This window comes from Demequina muriae (assembly GCF_030418295.1).
In the GTDB taxonomy this organism is placed as follows: Bacteria; Actinomycetota; Actinomycetes; order Actinomycetales; family Demequinaceae; genus Demequina; species Demequina muriae.
On sequence record NZ_JAUHQA010000001.1, the window covers coordinates 876,348 to 892,580 of the forward strand.

Below are 16,233 nucleotides of genomic sequence, written 5' to 3' on the forward strand. Positions count from 1 at the left end.
CGGACCACCCTGGTCCGCATGCCGTCGCCCCCGCGAGGCCGCCCTGCACGTCATGCCAGTCGCGCAGTAGTCTCACACCATGCTCGTCACCCTCAGCGCCGACTCGGGGACGCCGCCGTATGAGCAGATCCGTGGACAAGTGATCGCAGCCGTTCAGGCGGGAACGCTCGCGCCGGGAGCCAAGTTGCCGCCCGTCCGCCGCCTGGCGCAGGAGCTCGGCCTCGCGGTCAACACCGTCGCACGCGCCTACCGTGAACTCGAGGCGGACGGGGTCGTCGAGACGCGCGGCCGCAACGGCACCGTCGTGTCCCCCCACGGTGACGCCACGGCACGTGCCGCGCAGCAGGCGGCACTGGCGTACGTCGCGACCGTGCGCCGCCTGGGGCTCCCTGACGACGAGTCGCGTGCCCTCGTCGACGATGCGCTCCGCGCCTGACCGGCCCGTCGCTCCGACAGCTCACGACCCGCGGTCAGCACGAGCGATCGCACCCGGGCAGACGAAAGGGCCGCCCCTCACGGGACGGCCCTCTTCGGTGGTGGAGCTGAGGGGAATCGAACCCCTGACCTTCTCATTGCGAACGAGACGCGCTACCAACTGCGCCACAGCCCCAAGGCTCAGACAGATTACCACCTGTCGCACCATGGCCCGCAAACCCGGCCTCCCCACTGCGCCACCACATCGGCCGCACCCCGCGTGCTCACTCGCCGCGCGCGCCGAAACCCCGCGCACTACTCTCGAATCACGCTGACGGCAGCGGCTCACGAGGAAGCGCAGGGACACCATGACTCATCACGAACCCACCTCCCGGCTCTCACGAGACGTCCCCGACGGCCTCGCTCTCGACGCCGACCAGTTGGGCCGCGCCGCGCTCTCGCTGGCCCGCACCATGATCGGCGCGACCGCAGGCGTCGCGCTCGTGATCGGCATCGCGCTGCTCGTCTGGCCGGGCAAGTCGCTGGTGGTCGTGGGTGCGCTCGCCGGCGTGTTCTTCGTCATGACCGGCGTCATGCGCACCGCCGTGGGAGCCTTCGCCCGCGGGCTTCCCACCGGGTTCCGCGTGCTCAACATCATCCTCGGCCTGGTGCTGCTCCTGGGCGGCATCGTCTCGCTCAAGAACCTCACGGTCGCGACGGCCGTGCTCACCATCGTGGTGGTGGTGATGATCGGCATCGGGTGGATCATCGACGGCATCGCCACGCTCGCCGAGACGGGGCGCACGCGCGGCTCGGCGTGGGGGTACCTGCGCGGCGCGCTGAGCGTCCTCGCCGGCGTGGTGGTGCTCGTGGTCCCCACCTGGAGCGCGGTGGCGCTCGTCATCGTGGTGGGCGCGACCCTCGTCGCCCTGGGCCTTGCCGGACTCGTCCAGGCATTCGCGCTGGGCAAGGACCTCCCGGCAGGTGCCGCAGCCCGCGACGCCTGACGACAGCCATTAAAGCAATCGTCACATTTCCGCAATGCATTCGGAATGACGGCGGCCTACCGTCGGTCTAGAGGCGCCGGATCCCCCCGCATCGGCGCTCGAGGCCGTACGAGGAGGTGCCCGTGATCGACAACGTGGACCCCTTCATCGGCGTGGACCAGACTGACCTCCCTGAGCAGTCGGGGCTTGCCGCGACATGGTGGTGGCCCAAGCCGCAGGTGGGCAACACGCACCCCGGCGCGACGTTCCCGCTCGGCATGGTGTCCGCGTGCGCCTACTCGGGCGGCTACCCCACGGGCTACGGCAACTTCGACCTGTCCACGGAGGGCCTTCCGCCCTCCCTTCCCCGTGCGGCCGATGCGGTCGAGACGGGCCAGCGCGCCTCCGGCTTCACGCACTTCCAGCAGTCCGGCACCGGCGCGATCCGCAAGTACTACAACTACTTCCGCGTGACCCCCATGCTCGAGCCGCTCGACGTGCTGGGACGGGACTGGGGCATCAGCGACGAGGAGGCGACGCCGGGGTACTACGCCGCCACGCTCGACAACGGCGTGCGCGCCGAGATCACGGTGGGGCCCAAGAGCGCCGTCCACCGCTACACGTTCCCCGAGCATCACGACGCGCGCGTCGTGGTGGACATGTCCATGGGCGGCCTTGCGATCCCGTACGGCGCCACGGTGCCGCTGCGCGCCCGCCTCGAGTCGGTGCAGCCCGGAGTCGCGCAGGGCGAGATCGTCGTGGAGGGCGCACCCCTGGCTCTCCACATCGAGTGCGACGCCGAGTCGTGGCGTCAGATGCTCTGGTACGACCGGCGGCTCATGCCCGGCGGCACCCGCCTCGACCTCGACCACATCCGCCCCACGACGCTGCGGCCGTTCGGGCTCATGTGGGCCGGCCCCGCGGTCGCGGGCCAGACCGTCGAGGTGCGGATCGGCTTCTCGCTGCGCGGCGTCGACCAGGCACGCGCGAACCTGCGTCGCGACTGCGACGACCGATCCCCCGCATTCGACACCCGCCGCGAGCGCACCCGAGAGTCGTGGAGGGAGCGTCTCGACGCCATCCGCATCGAGACGTCCGACGAGGACCGCCGCACCGTGTTCGCGACCGCGCTCTACCACTCGCTCATCAAGCCCTGCTTCGCCGCAGACGAGAGCCCGTTCTGGCCGTCGAAGGGCCCGTGGGTGTTCGACGTCTCGACGATGTGGGACATCTATCGGACCCAGCTGCCGCTACTGACCGCGCTGGCCCCGGAGCGCAGCGTCGAACTCGCCAACGCCCTGCTGACCGTCTGCGAGCAGGAAGGCAATCTGCCCATCGGCTACCGGATGGCCCGCGGCTCCGACCGGTTCGGACGACAGGGCAGTGCCCTCGCCCACACCCTGCTCGCCGACATCTGCCAGCTGGGGCTGCCGGGCATGGATTGGGACTGGGCGCTGGTGCATATGCAGACGGACCTGCGTCGCATCTACGGCGAGGACTTCCTGCAGCAGGGATACGCCCACCCCATCAGCCACACGCTGGACCTGGCGTTCGGGTACTGGTGCACGCGTCACGTCGCCACGCTCGTCGAGGATCACGACCTCGCGGCGGAGTACGAGCAGCTCGCGACCCGCTGGGTCAACGCGTACGACCCCACCACGGGTCTGCTCAAGGACTCCACGTTCTACGAGGGCACGCGCCACAACTACTCGTTCCGCATTCAGCACGACATGGAGGGCCGCATCGCGCTGGCGGGCGGCGACGAGAGGTTCGTCTCGATGCTCGACGAGTTCTTCGGGTATGGCGCCGATGCGGTGGTCCAGCCGGGTCTTGCGCCCGGGTCGGAGGAGATGGCGGCGGGGTACGCCCTGGGCCGGTTCGAGGGCCTCAACAACGAGCCCGACATGGACGCCCCGTGGGCCTATTACTACGCTGGCCGTCCCGACCGCACGGCTGAGGTGGTGCACGCCGTCATCCACCAGCAGTTCGGCACCGGCCGGGGCGGCCTGCCCGGCAACGACGACTCGGGCGGCCTGTCGAGCTGGTACGTGTGGGCGTCGCTGGGGCTGTTCCCCGTCGCGGGGCAGAACATCTTCCTCATCCACCCGCCGTCCTTCCGCTACGCATCCATGCCCATGGCCCGGGGCACGCTCACCATCGACACCTCCGGATTCGACGAGCCGACGCCCGACGGTCCGGTGCGCTACGTCCAGGCCGTCAGCTTCAACGGCGTGCCCGTGACCACATCGTGGATGAGCGGCACGGAGCTCCATGAGGGCGGGCGGCTCCACATCTCTCTCGGCACCGAACCGAGCGAGTGGGGCCGTGCCGAGCGCCCTCCCTCGTTCCGACCGCTGCCCTCCCCCGCCGACACCGACTCCATGCAGGAGGCACCATGAACGCCATCCCATCCCGCCGGCTCGTGATCGTGGTGCGCGCGGATCCGGTGATCTGCGGACACTCGGGAGAGGCCCGCAACCTGGCGGAGATCGCGCTGACACGGGGCTACGACGACGTGCGCATCCTCACGTGGCCGCTCGAACGGCTCGAGGAGACGGGCCTGCCGCTCAAGCCCCTCGACACGGTGATGCCCTACAGTCCCGGGATCGTCGTGGAGCGCCCCGAACCGGTGGGCGGCTACAAGATCCCGGACGGCCGCTACCTCGCCGGGCTCACCGGACGGCTGGTCGAACTGTTCACCGACGGCGTCCCGACCGTGTGCATGTCGCTGTACCTCTCGCCGCACACCACGGCCGTGGCGGATGCGGTCCGGACGGCGCGCTCCACCGGCCTGCCCGTGCACGTCACCACCATCGCGGAGGCCGTCGGCTCCGACGTCACCGACGTCGTGCGGGCGTGCGTCGAGGAGGACCGGTTCGGCGCCGCCGCACACGTGCTGTCCAGCTACCTCAGCCAGGATGTCTGCGTCGCCGTCTCCGACTACACCAAGCACGTCATCGTCGAGGCCGCCGCCCAGATCGACGTGAGGCACGGCACCTCGTTCGCCTCGCAGTGCCGAGAGCGCATCGACATCTCGTACCCCGCGATCGACACCGCCGCGTATCTGCATCTCGACCCGGACCGCACCGCTCAGGTACTGGCGTCGCGTGGCCTCGAGCAGGACGGCTACGTGCTGTACCTGTCCCGGCTCGGCGCAGCCAAGGGGGTCGACGACCTGATCGACGGATTCGCGGCCTCCATGGCTGGTCATTCGCTGACGCTGGTGATCGCCGGGCGCGGCCCCGACGCCGCCGATCTCCATCGCCACGCCGCGTCGTCGACCGCGGCAGAACGCATCGTCTTCCTGGACGACGTGGGCGACGAGGAGAAGCCTCACCTCATGGCGGGATGTGCCGTCTACGCACTGCCGTCGAAGCCGCGCCCGGAGTTCACCGAGACGTTCGGCATCGCGCTGGTCGAGCAGATGCTCTCCGGTGGAGGCCCCGTGATCACCACCGAGACGGGCGGCATCCCGGAGGCGGTGGGGAACACCGCGTTCACCGTGCCGGTGGACGACCCGAGCGCGATCGCAGGCGCGATCGATACCGCAGTGCTGGGCATGGACGGCGCGGCACGGGTGACCCATCGTGACCGTGCGCGTGCCTACGCGCTGCAGTTCGACAGGGCCGTCGTGTTCGACCGGCTGTTCGCGAAGGTGGCAGCGACGGTCAGGTGACGCTGCGGCCGTAGCGCCGGGCGCTGCGGTGGCGCCTCGCCGGCGTCGGCCGGGGCAGGCTCAGGCGCTCGCGCGCCGACGTCGAGCCAGGATCTGGTCCAGTGCCGCCGTGGTCGAGGCGGGCTCCTCGGCGACGTGCTGGCCGTTGGTGGACTGCGCCGGGGCGTCGTCCGCCCGCAGGTCGCCCCAGCGGGCGGCGCGTGCCTTGGCGACGTCGTAGTCCTCGTCCGAGATGGGACGCGCCTGGCGAGGCCGCACCGAGGACTTGAGGGTGTACGCCGGTGCCGGCATGTCCTGCGGGGTCCAGGGCGTGGGCTCCTCCGTGCGCTCCTCGGTGCGCTCGGTGCTGCGCTCCAGGGGAAGCTCGGGGGACGGCACGGGCGCCGGGGCGGCCAAGGGAGCGAGGTCTTCGGTCGTCAGGACGCGGATCGCCTGCGTCGCCACATCGGAGGGCTGGACCTCGTGACCCGCGGCCCGCTCACGCGTCACCGTGCGGAGCGCCTGCGTGGCCGTGGCCGCGGCCTCGACTTCGCGCGCGACGGCGCGGATCGACTCGTCGGCGCGGCGCTGGGCTGCCGCGGCACGGGAACCGGTGACGATGATGCCAGCGAAGGCGGCGGTGGCGACCGCGCCCACCACTGGCGTCAGCGTGGTGAAGGCCACCGCGATCCAGGTCGCGGTCGCAACCATCATCGCGACGAATGCGACGGTGGCGCGTCGGCGTGCCTGCGCGGCGCGCTCGGCGAGAACGACGGCGCGGTCACGCCGGAGCGCGTCGCGCTCGCGCTGCGCGTGGACTGCGGCGCGGTCAAGCGGAGTGGCGGGACGGGACATCGACTCTGCGCGGTCGCTGAGCCGAGTGGCCCGCTGGCTGCCGGTGCGCAGGAGCGGCACCTCGCCTGAGTCGCTGGACGGCCGCGCGGCCGCCTTCTCCATGCGCTCCGCAGTGGACTTCACGACCCGCATGTCCGAGGAGTAGCGGTCGTCGACGCGGACGAGGGCGTACTCGCCTCGCTCCTTGATGCGCTGTGGCAGGACATACGCGACCACGATGCCGAGAGCGACTATCGCCAGGAGTCCTGCAACCATGGCACGACGGTACGGCCGTGGAGGTCCGAAGCCCCGCATGGCGCGCGGCGTGTCAGGGACCCTCCGACCAATATCGGCCGATGCGGGGCTCTTCTTGAGTCAATGCGTACACGCGGTGGTCCCGCCAGGCGCGATCGATGTGGAGATAGGAGCGGCGCAGACCCTCCTCACGGAAGTTCAGCTTCTCGACCACGCGAAGGCTCGCCACGTTCTCGGGACGCACCGCGATCTCGACCCGGTGCAGGCCGCGGTAGAACGAGAACTCCGTGGCCATCGCGACCGCTCGCGGCATGATGCCCTTGCCCGCGTGCGACTCCGCGATCCAATACCCGATCGACGCGCCCCTCTCGGCGCCCCAGCGGACGCCGGCGACGGAGACACGTCCCACGATCTGGTCGTAGTGGAGGATCACGAAGGGGTACGCGGACTCGTCACGCCACTGCCGTCGTTCGCGACGCACCAGGCTGCGGAAGGTCACCGGCGGCTCCGTTCGACCCGGTGGCGCGGTGGCCTCCCACGGCTCGAGCCACGCGCGGTTCGCCTGACGCAGCTGACGCCATGCGTACTCTTCGTGGCGCCCGAGCGTGCGCAGCGTCAGCGCGCCCGAGACGATCTCCGGAGGGCGCACGCGCTAGCCGCCCCACGAGGTGCACTCGACGACGTCCCCTGGGTGGATGACGCCCGCGTCGGGACCCGACCAGACCAGGGCGTCGGCCCTCGCGAGGTCGGTGAGTGCCAGCGCATCGGCGCCCACGGGAGTGACTGCCGGGAGGTCGCTGTCGTCGCTGTCGACCACGACCGGCATCGCGGTGACCACGCCCGGTGGCACGATCCACCGCGTGCGGACCCGCGCGCGGAACACCGGCCGTTCGACATCGGGGTGGCCGCACAGCACCCGCAGCGCCTGACGCACGTATGCCTCGAAGGCGAGCGCGGCGCCGGCGGGAGAACCCGGGAGCGCGATCACCGGGATGTCCCGGTCTCCCGCCGCGATCGATCCCAGGCCATGCCGGCCCACGGGGCGCAGCTGCAGATCGACCGCCTCGAAGCCACCCATGCGCGCCAGCACGTCCGCGACGGTGTCGTGCACACCGTCCGACAACCCGCCGGTGGTGATGACCACGTCGGCGCGCACCAGCTGGTCCTCGAGCGTCGCTCGCAGGCGCAGCGGGTCGTCCGGCACCGCGCCCACGCGGTAGGGCTTGGCGCCGGCCTCGAGCACCAGCGCCGCCAGCATGTGCGTGGTGGACTCGGGGACGCCGCCGCCTGGCCGCACGGCTCCGGGCTCGATGAGCTCGTCCCCGACGGCCATGATGACCACGCGCGGCACTGGCCGCACATGGAGCCGGGATCGGCCCAGCGCGGCCGCGACGGCGATCTGGCGAGGGCCGATGCGCGTTCCTGCGCGGACGATGACGTCACCCGCGACGGCATCGAATCCTGCCGGCCTCACCCCGTCGCCCGGCTGCACGGCCCGGCGGATGCCCACGCGCGCCACCCCCTGGTCGGTGTCCGCGAGCGCCACCACCGCATCGGCCCCGAGCGGGACCGGAGCGCCGGAAGGAATGCGCGCGGCGGCGCGAGGCACGTGCCGCCGCGGAGCGCGGGAGTCGAAGCTCACGTCGTGGGACACGGGGAGGGACACCGGAGAATCCGGGTGGGCATCGACGGCGTCCGCACTGAGCACGGCGTATCCGTCTCTGGCGGCGATGGGCACGGCGGGCATCGACGCGGAGGCCACGAGGTCCTCCGCGATGGTCGCGCCGGCCGTGTCGCCCAGCAGGACGTCGAGGACCGGGCCGGGCGGGAGGGCCTCGGCTACCGCGGTGCGATGGCCGGCAAGGCTCCGAACTGTCACTCCCGCATTGTGTCCTGCGTCGGCGACGACCCGCAAACGCCGCGCGCGGGATGTGGGCCTGTGAGGGAGTCGACACGGCGCGTTCACGTTTGTTTGCCACAATGGGGAGCATGACGCCGCAGTCCCACACCACTCGAGCGCCCGCCCCAGAAGATGTGAAGGCGCAGTTGCGCACCTCCATCCGCAAGGCGCGGCTTCATCGGTCGGAGCGGCGACGGGCGGACCTGGCCGAGACGCTGCGGGATCTTGCGCTCCAAGTGCCGGCGATCGCCGAGGCCTCGTGCGTATCCGTCTACGCGTCACGTCCGCATGAGCCCGGCTCGCTTCCCCTGATCTCCGCCCTGCACGACCGCGGAGTGCGGGTGCTGATCCCCACGCTCGGCGATGGCCTGCAGCGAGGGTGGTCGCTCTATCAAGGCGCCGAGGACCTCATCGAGCGCGCCCCTGGCCGGCCGCCGGAGCCGTCCGGCACCTTCCTGCCCGCCGCTGCGATCCAGGAGGCCGATGCGATCGTGGTGCCCGCCCTCGCCGTCGACGCCGATGGGACTCGCCTGGGACAGGGCGGGGGCTGGTACGACCGGGCGCTGGAGGAGGTCCGGGAGGGCGTCCCCATCATTGCGATGACCTTCGCGGCGGAGTTCCGCGGGCCCGGCGAGATGCGCCTGCCGCGCGAGGATCACGACGTCCCCGTGCACGCGGTGATCACGCCGGAGGGGACCACTCCGCTTCCCGCGTAGAATACGCCCATGCCCACTTACGTCTACGCGTGCCGCGCCTGCGGCCACCGCTTCGACGCGGTCCAGTCGATCCACGATGATTCACTCGAGGCATGCCCCGAGTGCACCGGCTCCCTTCGACGTGTCTTCGGAAGCGTCGGCGTGACCTTCAAGGGCTCCGGCTTCTACCGGACCGACTCGCGTGCCGCTGCCGCCAAGGAGTCGTCAGGCTCCTGACGGCCCTCGTCCAGCCCCGCTCCGTCGGCGTCGCTCACCAGTGGGGCGGACGCTCCCGCTTGATCTCCTCTTCGCGCGAATCGCCGTAGGACCCTCCCCAGCCTTCGTCGCGGTCCTCTGACGCGCGCGTGGGAATGAGCGGCCGGTCCGTCCCTCGTGAGCGGTCCTTCGCGGTGCGCGGTCGCGTCGACGGCGCAGGCGTGGTCGTCGCCAGCTTGGGCACGCCGAAGCCCAGCGAGGGCGTCCCAGCGGGCTCGGGCGCATCCTCCGGCTCCTCGAGCTCTTCTTCTTCTTCCTGAACGCCTCCCGCTGCATCGTCGTCAGCAGTTGCGTCGTCAGCAGTTGCGTCGTCAGCAGTTGCGTCGTCAGCAGTTGCGTCGTCAGCAGTTGCGTCGTCAGCAGTTGCGTCGTCGTCAACGGTCGATGGCTCGGCCTCGTCGACCGCTTCGTCCTGGGGGTCGGATGCCTCGTCTGCGGATGCCTCGTCTGGGGATCGATGCTCCGGCTCGCGCTCGCCGGCGGACTCTGCGGCGGCCTGGGGCTGCTCGGCGTGCTCGTCCTGCTCTGCGTCCTCGTCGTGCTCGGCGTCGTCATCCTGCTCGGCGTCATCATCCTGCTCGGCGTCATCATCCTGCTCGGCGTCGTCATCCTGCTCGGCGTCGTCATCCTGCTCGGCGTCGTCGACAGCTTCGTCTGCGGCCTGCTCGCCCTCAGCAGCCTCGTCGTCGAGGTCGAAGAGCCCCACCACCTCGACCGGGGGCGCCGCGTCGACCGGCGTCGCGGGAGCCGGCACCTCGGGCTCGGCCTCGTCGCCCGTGGTCCCACCGACCTCGGGCTCCGGCGCCACGCGCAGGGACGACGTCGTGGCGTCGGCCTCGCCCGGTTCGGTGAGAGTGCCCGCGGTGCTCTGGTCGAACAGTTCCTCGGACTCGTCGGGTACGGCGGCAGGGGCGGTGATGTCGATCTCGAGCGCCTCCTGCACGTGAGCCGGGCTTCCTGTCTCGAGGGCGGCTCGCACCTGGTCGGCGGCGGCATCGGGGTCCATGAACACGTCGAGCGTCCACAGCGGGACCACCGTCCACCCGAGCGCCTCGAGCGACGCGCGCTGCCACCGGACGCGGTCCCGCAGAGATGCGGAACCGGCGGGCGCCGCCTCGTCCGTCACCACCGCGACGCGATATCCGCGGTCGCGGCGACCGCCGACCGCCATCGGCACCGCATCGGGCCCGTTGCCGTAGCGCACGTGGACGCCGTAGCCATCGAACCGCAGGCGCCCGGCGACGTCCGCCAGCAGCCAGTCGCTCGGCGCCGGCTCGGGCCGCTCGGGGGCGATGGCGCGCTCCGCGCCCGCCTGCAGCAGATCACGCAGGTCCTCGACGCCGTCGCCCTCATCGCCTCCCGAGGGGAGCTTGTCAGGAGCGATCGCAGAGAAGACCGTGACGTGAATGCGCGACGCCACCAGTGCCTGCACGAGCGCCTGGCGGCCCCAGGACTCCGACAGCGCGCCAAGTCGCTCGGGCACGGTGCCGCGCGAGTCTCGCGCGAAGCCGAGCGAGATGACCACTTCGTCGACGGAGTGGCCCGCGGCGTCGCCCAGCACTTCGACGGGGACCGCGGCGGCGAGCCGCACACTGCGCTCGCGCAGCGCCTCGGCGATGCGGGCCGCGTGAAGGGCGTTGCCCGCCACGACGACCAGGTCGCGCCTGGGCAACGAGTCGAATGCGTGTGCCACGTGCTCGACCACGGCGGCGACCTCGGCGCGGGTGGACTCGACCGCATCGGCCCCCGCGACCGGAGACCCCACGCCATCGACGGTGCGCACCGCGAACCGGAGATCGTCCCCGGGCGCCGGCAACGCCTCAATGCTGCGCCCGTACGCCGCGCGTGCGAGGACCGCTGTCACGCGCACATCTCTGCCCTGAGGCGACGCGTGCAGGGTCACCTGCGGCAAGAGCGCTGCGAGCGCCGCGACGGCAGATCGCGTGGCCGCATGCGCATCGCCCACCACCACCACCTGCTTGGCGCGTGCAAGGGTGGGCACCAGTTCGGCGAGGGCCAGCGATTCGGACGCGACCACCAATGCCACGTCGAAGGCGCGCGTGGGAGGCGCGAGCCTCGACACCTGCTCAGCCTTGGCGACGACCACGGGCCGCAGCGCCGTCGACAGCGGGCCGAAGTCTCGCCACAATTCCTTGATCGACGCGTCTGCGCCTTCCACGAGAGCGGCGAAGAGGTCCCGTGCGAGCTCCGGGTGACGCGCGATTGCGGAGCGCCTGCGCTCGGCTGCGGCGCGCATCAGCGGCCCGATGCGCGCATCCGAGAAGGTCTTGTCCGACGTGCGGAAGTGCTCGACTGCCTCGCCAAGTGCCCCGTAGTCCGTGAGCGTGGGGTCGGTTCGCACAATCGCATCGAACGCCGCGGCCCACCACGAGAACTCGAGGTCGCGCCGCACCTGCGCGTCAGTCGCGTCCCGATCGCGCAGGTCATCGATCAGCGGCCCGAACCCGGCCGCGACCGGATCGATCTCGAGGGGGTCGCCAGCGGCAGTGTCGATGGTCCCGGGAAGCCCCTGCGCGAGCCGGTCCAGCTCGCCCACCATCTCGTCCCATGGCACGGTGGCGAGATTCTCATCCTCGACCACCAGATGGATCGTCGGCGCGAGGGTGTCCCACATCTCTGCGGCGTCGGCCACGCGGTCGGCGAACACGTCGTAGTCGTCGGGCACCGTCGGCCATCCACCGGCGGAGCAGTGCGCCCTCCACCGCAGCGCGAGGTCGTGAGCGCGCACCAGATCGGCGTGCAAGGTCTCCTTGCCCCGCCCGGGGCGGAGCAACTCGACCGCGCGGCGCATCAAGGCACGTCGATCGCGGCGCGGGAGCTCCACATAGCGGGAGGACCCGTGGGGCGCCGTGGCGGCGACCAGGTCGTGCAGCGATCGATGGAAGACCGCGGGCGAGAAGGTCTCCAGGACCTCCCGCAGCGACTCGAACATGCGCACCTGGTCGAACCAGGTCGCCATCGAGTCGGCCTCGTCCACACCCGTCTCGTGCGCGGCGATCGCAGCCTCGGCGCGCATCTTCGGGATCGCGCGCCCGAGCAGGGTCGCCAGCGCCTCATCGAGAGCGGCGCCGGTCTCCGCATCCGCATGCTCCGCCCACCACGAGTCGACCTCGGTCGTGGGCGCTGCCTCCTCGACCGGCGCGGCCGCCTGCTCGGCTGCCGTGGGCCGCAGCGCGGCGACGATCGCCGCGGCGACGGAGGCGAAGCCGTGCTCAGCGACCACCGCGCCAGCGTCGGCGCTCAGGCGCAGCGACGTGCCGGGGACGACCTCTGAGGTGGTGAGGCGGACGATCGCCTGGACGGCCTCGAAGACACTCACGCCCCACGGCCGGTGCGACCGGTGCAGCGCATCGAATCGGCGGTGCAGGTCCACCCGCGCCCGCAGCAAGGTGTCCCCTGCGGTGCGCAGACGTGCGTCGTCGAACTGCGGGGTTCCCATGGTGATGGACTCGAGCAGGCGTGCCCGCGCATCGGCGTTCCACGCGCGCACGGTGCCGTCGATCACCAGGTCCTTCGCACCGAGCCCGCGCATGCGGTCGGTGATGGCGCGGAGCGCGCGTTCCTGCCCTCCCACGACCGCGACCGTCTTGCCCGACGCGGCACCGTCGGCCGCAATCGCGGCGGCGGTGCCGATGACGTCGGAGCCAGGCGGCGCCTGAAGGAAGACGTCGCGCCCGGTGGCGATGAGATCGAGCGCGCCGAACTGAACGTCGTCGAGCTCGCCGATCCCGCGCTCCGCAAACGGGTCGCGGTCGCCGCGGGGGAAGGCAGGCAACGGCTCGTTCAATTGCGCCTGCGCATCGTGATCGCCGGCTGCCGCTGCGAGCACGGTCGAGCCCGCGATCACCGGGTCGCAGTCGTCGAGGTCGTCGAGCAGGCGCTGCTCGGGGTCGTCGAAGGCTCCCAGAAGGAGACGATCGACCACCTCGAGGCCGTCACCGAACAGTGCCGTGAGACCCCGGACGTGGTCCCACAGCGGTCGCGGATCGAACTCCCGCCCGCTGGCGACTGCGGGCAGGGCGCCATCCAGGCCGGCGGCTGCGGCGCGCTCGCGCACGAGAGTCGTGAAGACCGGATTGACGTGAACGTCGTCGCGCAGCGTGATCTGCACGTCGTCGGTGCGGTGGCGCTCGAGTCCCACGGGACGCATGAGCAGCGGCATCTCTACGCGGTCACCACGGTCTGACCATGCGACGGTGCCCACCACGAGCGCCGCCGTCCATGCGCCCGTCGCGGCGCGAACGCGCTCGGCTTCGTCAAGGATGAGCCGACCGCGATGCAGGCCCGCCTCGCGCACGTGCGGATCACGCAAGAGGGCGGAGATGGCGGTGGGGCGGTTCGCAAAGAGCTGCGCGAGCCCCGAGGGGTGGCCCCCACGAAGGTCGACGAGGCTCGCCTGGGTCGCTGCCAGGTCCCTGAGGGGCGACACGGTCGCCCGGTCCTGGAGCTGATCGCGCCACTCGCGGAGGGCGTCGGCCACGAGCGCGCGCCCGATGTAATCCACCACTCCCCCACGGTATACGTCGGGGTGCGGGATGCCTCGCCACCACGCCGCCTCACCGGGCTGTGGAGCCGGCCGAAAGCCTCCACAGAGACAAGAACAGTGCGCGCCCGCTTGCACAGCCGACGCGCACCGTCATGCGGATTCTGGACCTCGAGGGCTCTCGGCGTCAACTCAGGCGAGGTCATTCCTCTGCGCCGCTGGCAAGCCCGCGGGTCAGCGTCCGAAGTCGTGGGCCGTGGCGTCCGGGATCACGCCGTCGGCGGCGAGCGCGTCGGCAAGCAGGCCGACCAGGGCGTCCACTTGAACATCCTTCGACGCCGACCCATCCTCCTCGGCCGCCCCGTCCAGTGCACGGGCAGCCAGTCCCGCCTTGCTGTCGATCAGCTGAGCGATCGTCGAGTCGATGGTCTGCGCGGCGATCACCCGCCACGCCGTGACCGGCTCGGCCTGGCCGATGCGGTGGATCCGGTCGATGGCCTGAGTCTGCTCGGCGTCAGTCCAGGACAGCTCCGCGAGCACGAGGTTGGAGGCGACCTGCAGGTTCAGCCCCACGCCGGCCGTGATCAAGGAGCACACCGCGATGGAGACATCCGGGTCGTGGGTGAACGCGGCGACGTGCTTCTCCCGTGTCGCGCTCGTCTGATCGCCGCGGATCGAGGCGAAGCGAATGCCTCGCTCCGCGAAGATCTGCTCCGCCTGATCCAGCACGTCGATGTGCTTGGCGAAGAACACCACCTTGCCGACGTTGCGCGCCAGCTGCGCGGCGTAGTCCGCGGCCGGGCCGGCCTTGGCCTGGCCGATCTTCCGGACCATGGTGAAGACGTTCTCGCCCCCCACCTTCTGCCCTGAGTCCTTGAGCTCTCCCGCAGCCACCCGACGCGCGAGGTCGAGGTCCAGGCCTGCGGCGACGTCGTGGTCCGGGCGCGCAGCCATGGCGGCGTGGTAGCGAGCGACCAGTCGGCGCGCGAGCGCGGCCTCCGCCGCGCGGATCGAGCGCCCCGCCGCCCCGTCGAGTTCGACCGGCAGGTCCGCCACGCGGCGGGCGGGCAGATCTGCCACCACGTCGACCTTGCGGCGACGCACGATGCCCATGTTGATGACCGCGGACCGCGCGGCGATGTCAAAGCCCCGGTCCACCGGCGTGAGCCCGGTCTCTTCGAGGGCCTCCATCAGGGTTCGCAGCGGCTTGTCGTCGTCGATCCAGCCGAGGAACTGCCAGATCGCGCGAAAATCTTCGATGTCGTTGATGAGCGGCGTGCCGGTCAACGCCATCATCAAGGCACGCGGGGCGCGGGCACGAATCTCGTCGGCGATCGCCAGCACGTGCTGCGAGCGTCTGGAGCCCTTGTTCTTGATGAAGTGCGCCTCGTCGACGACCATGCCGCGGAAACCCAGGTCCCCGAGCCAGCCGATGTGCCGATCCAAGAGCTCGTAGTTCACGATCACGACGTCCGCGAACCCGTCCACACGCTCACCATCGCCATGCACGACCGTCGCCCGACGCTGCGGGGTCCACAGGCCCACCTCGTGCGCCCAGTTCGCCTTGACGACGTTGGGCACCACGACCAGCAAGGGATAGGCATCGGCCGCCTGCGCGGCGAGCAATGCCTGCGCAGTCTTGCCCAGACCAGGCTCGTCAGCGAGCAGGAAGGTCCGATGTCCGCGCGCCGCAGCCGCGACGACCTGGGCCTGGTGCGGCATCAGGGTGTCGCCGTGGAAGACTCGCGCAGGCCCCGGCTCGGGCAACGGCATGCACGCAGGCGTGCCCGGAGAGCTCTTCTCGAAGGCCCGGAACAGCGGCTCGAGCAGTTCCCATCCCACCAGGCGCTGGGATCGTGGGGTGCTCCGCTCGCTCGCCTTCGCGAACTCCGGAGCCAGGAAGGGATTCGCCATCTGCCGTGAGATCACCGACTGCGGGACGACCTTCTTCTCGACGACGGGCTCCGGAGCGACGGGCTCAGGCTCCTCCGGCGGCTCGAGACCTGCGGCGCGCATGACCGTCGCCTTGTATTCGCGGGCCGATTCGGACAGCTGAGCGTCCTCGGCCAGCAGTTGAAGGAGCGACGTGTCGCGGGCTGCGATCCTGGCGAGTTGAGTGGCCACGCCGTCGAGCCGGCGCAACTCCTGCGACCTCTTGGCCGAGCTCAATGTGGCATCGGCCATCAGCCGGGCCCGCTCCTCCTGGACGAGAAGTGCGACGACCTGGAACTTGTTGCGGGCCGGTGACCGCGCCGGGGGGCGCTTGACCGTGCCGTCCACCTCGCGGGCGATACCCGCCAGCACCGGGATCAGGCCCTGCTCCTGGGCGCGGGGCGTGCGCCGTCGCTGACCTCCCGAATCCGCGCGCGCTCGACCGGATCGGCGCTGGCCTGCTCTTGCCACATATCCTCCGAGAGCACGTTCGACACGACGAGACACGGATGCGCCGCGCCTGCGTGCCTGGTTCCACGCCCACGACGACTGCGGCCGCCCGACGAGCACTCGCCCGAGGCCGGTCCGGCTGCTCTCGCCGTGCGGCGGGCCGTCCACCTTGTGCGAACGGCTGCTGATCACGAGCCCCGCTCACGCTGCTCCGGCTCCTGCGCCCCCCGTGCCCGTACTGGCGCATCGGTCTGGCCGCGAAGATATCCGTGCACCCGCGCAGGTTCGACCTGCCGGCGCCCGTACGAGGAGAGCTCGTCTGACGACCATCG

The 16,233-nt window shown here is 71.1% G+C and carries 11 protein-coding genes and 1 tRNA gene; 6 read left to right on the top strand and 6 right to left on the bottom strand.

Annotated features, from left to right (window positions below; all coding sequences use genetic code 11):
• Positions 1-79 precede the first annotated feature (79 nt).
• Entirely contained in the window at positions 80-436 is a 357-nt protein-coding gene (locus QQX02_RS04035; RefSeq protein ID WP_301141376.1) for a GntR family transcriptional regulator, read from the top strand.
• Between the two features lie 98 nt (positions 437-534).
• Here QQX02_RS04035 and QQX02_RS04040 read toward each other — a convergent pair.
• A tRNA-Ala gene (locus QQX02_RS04040) sits at positions 535-610 on the bottom strand.
• Positions 611-782: 172 nt separating this feature from the next.
• Between QQX02_RS04040 and QQX02_RS04045 the strand changes: the two genes are divergently transcribed.
• From QQX02_RS04045 to QQX02_RS04055, 3 genes are all read left to right on the top strand, one after another.
• The gene (locus QQX02_RS04045; RefSeq protein ID WP_301141377.1) at positions 783-1,421 is read left to right on the top strand and encodes a DUF308 domain-containing protein; all 639 of its coding nucleotides are present in this window, start codon (positions 783-785) and stop codon (positions 1,419-1,421) included.
• Between the two features lie 122 nt (positions 1,422-1,543).
• Positions 1,544-3,799 (top strand): glycoside hydrolase domain-containing protein, encoded by a 2,256-nt coding sequence (locus QQX02_RS04050; RefSeq protein ID WP_301141378.1) that lies wholly within the window; start codon positions 1,544-1,546, stop codon positions 3,797-3,799.
• The gene (locus QQX02_RS04055; RefSeq protein ID WP_301141379.1) at positions 3,796-5,076 is read left to right on the top strand and encodes a glycosyltransferase; all 1,281 of its coding nucleotides are present in this window, start codon (positions 3,796-3,798) and stop codon (positions 5,074-5,076) included. The genes QQX02_RS04050 and QQX02_RS04055 overlap by 4 nt, the downstream gene beginning before the upstream one ends.
• A 60-nt stretch (positions 5,077-5,136) precedes the next feature.
• On the opposite strand, the gene QQX02_RS04060 is transcribed toward QQX02_RS04055, so the two are convergent.
• The 3 genes from QQX02_RS04060 to QQX02_RS04070 are packed head-to-tail and all read right to left on the bottom strand — an operon-like array spanning position 5,137 to position 8,023.
• On the bottom strand, positions 5,137-6,165 hold the full coding sequence (locus QQX02_RS04060) for a hypothetical protein (RefSeq protein ID WP_301141380.1): 1,029 nt from the start codon (positions 6,163-6,165) through the stop codon (positions 5,137-5,139).
• 52 nt (positions 6,166-6,217) lie between these two features.
• Positions 6,218-6,793 carry a GNAT family N-acetyltransferase gene (locus QQX02_RS04065; RefSeq protein ID WP_301141381.1) on the bottom strand — a complete coding sequence of 192 codons (576 nt, stop codon included), beginning with the start codon at positions 6,791-6,793 and terminating at the stop codon, positions 6,218-6,220.
• A gap of 3 nt (positions 6,794-6,796) precedes the next feature.
• Entirely contained in the window at positions 6,797-8,023 is a 1,227-nt protein-coding gene (locus tag QQX02_RS04070; RefSeq protein ID WP_301141382.1) for a molybdopterin molybdotransferase MoeA, read from the bottom strand.
• Between the two features lie 110 nt (positions 8,024-8,133).
• Between QQX02_RS04070 and QQX02_RS04075 the strand changes: the two genes are divergently transcribed.
• Positions 8,134-8,760: a 5-formyltetrahydrofolate cyclo-ligase gene (locus QQX02_RS04075; RefSeq protein ID WP_301141383.1), complete on the top strand. Its 627-nt coding sequence runs from the start codon at positions 8,134-8,136 to the stop codon at positions 8,758-8,760.
• A 9-nt stretch (positions 8,761-8,769) separates the two neighbouring features.
• Entirely contained in the window at positions 8,770-8,976 is a 207-nt protein-coding gene (locus tag QQX02_RS04080) for an FmdB family zinc ribbon protein (protein ID WP_436968499.1), read from the top strand.
• A 34-nt stretch (positions 8,977-9,010) separates the two neighbouring features.
• Here QQX02_RS04080 and QQX02_RS04085 read toward each other — a convergent pair whose 3' ends face one another.
• Complete coding sequence (locus tag QQX02_RS04085; protein WP_301141384.1) at positions 9,011-13,543, bottom strand: PDDEXK-like endonuclease domain-containing protein; 4,533 nt, start codon at positions 13,541-13,543, stop codon at positions 9,011-9,013.
• 210 nt (positions 13,544-13,753) lie between these two features.
• Positions 13,754-15,922 (bottom strand): DEAD/DEAH box helicase, encoded by a 2,169-nt coding sequence (locus QQX02_RS04090; RefSeq protein ID WP_301141385.1) that lies wholly within the window; start codon positions 15,920-15,922, stop codon positions 13,754-13,756.
• Between the last annotated feature and the right edge of the window lie 311 nt (positions 15,923-16,233).

Excerpts from the sequence above, each read along its gene's own strand:
- QQX02_RS04035 (WP_301141376.1), top strand. The coding sequence starts at position 80 with ATGCTCGTCACCCTCAGCGCCGACTCGGGGACGCCGCCGTATGAGCAG.
- QQX02_RS04045 (WP_301141377.1), top strand. The coding sequence starts at position 783 with ATGACTCATCACGAACCCACCTCCCGGCTCTCACGAGACGTCCCCGAC.
- QQX02_RS04055 (WP_301141379.1), top strand. The coding sequence starts at position 3,796 with ATGAACGCCATCCCATCCCGCCGGCTCGTGATCGTGGTGCGCGCGGAT.
- QQX02_RS04060 (WP_301141380.1), bottom strand. The coding sequence starts at position 6,165 with ATGGTTGCAGGACTCCTGGCGATAGTCGCTCTCGGCATCGTGGTCGCG.
- QQX02_RS04075 (WP_301141383.1), top strand. The coding sequence starts at position 8,134 with ATGACGCCGCAGTCCCACACCACTCGAGCGCCCGCCCCAGAAGATGTG.
- QQX02_RS04080 (WP_436968499.1), top strand. The coding sequence starts at position 8,770 with ATGCCCACTTACGTCTACGCGTGCCGCGCCTGCGGCCACCGCTTCGAC.